The organism is Pseudomonas onubensis (assembly GCF_965653655.1).
GTDB lineage: Bacteria > Pseudomonadota > Gammaproteobacteria > Pseudomonadales > Pseudomonadaceae > Aquipseudomonas.
This window is the reverse complement of sequence record NZ_CBFHAZ010000336.1, coordinates 1-384: the sequence shown is the minus strand read 5'-3', so window position 1 is coordinate 384 and position 384 is coordinate 1. Positions and strand designations below refer to the sequence as shown.

Genomic DNA, 384 nt, shown 5'->3' with positions numbered 1-384 from the left:
AAATGGATAAGCGGTTTGCAGTGATTTTAGCTGCCGGAAAAGGAACGAGAATGAAATCGAAGCTTTATAAGGTCCTTCATCCGGTATGCGGAAAGCCTATGGTAGAGCACGTCGCAGACGAAGCTCTGAAATTATCTTTAGCGAAGCTTGTCACCATCGTAGGACACGGCGCCGAAGATGTGAAGAAGCAGCTCGGACAGAAAAGCGATTACGCTCTCCAAGCAGAACAGCTCGGTACGGCTCATGCGGTCAAGCAGGCAAAACCATTTCTTCACGGAGAAAAGGGTGTCACGATCGTTATTTGCGGCGATACACCGCTTCTGACGGCGGAGACGATGGAAGCCATGCTGAATGAACATACAGACAAAGGTGCAAAAGCCACGG

At 49.7% G+C, this 384-nt stretch carries 1 protein-coding gene; it reads left to right on the top strand.

Going from position 1 to position 384, the window contains the following annotated elements; all coding sequences use genetic code 11:
- Positions 1 to 50 precede the first annotated feature (50 nt).
- The coding region (locus ACTD9P_RS30220) for a sugar phosphate nucleotidyltransferase (protein ID WP_438870515.1) at positions 51 to 384 on the top strand (334 nt) is incomplete at its 3' end.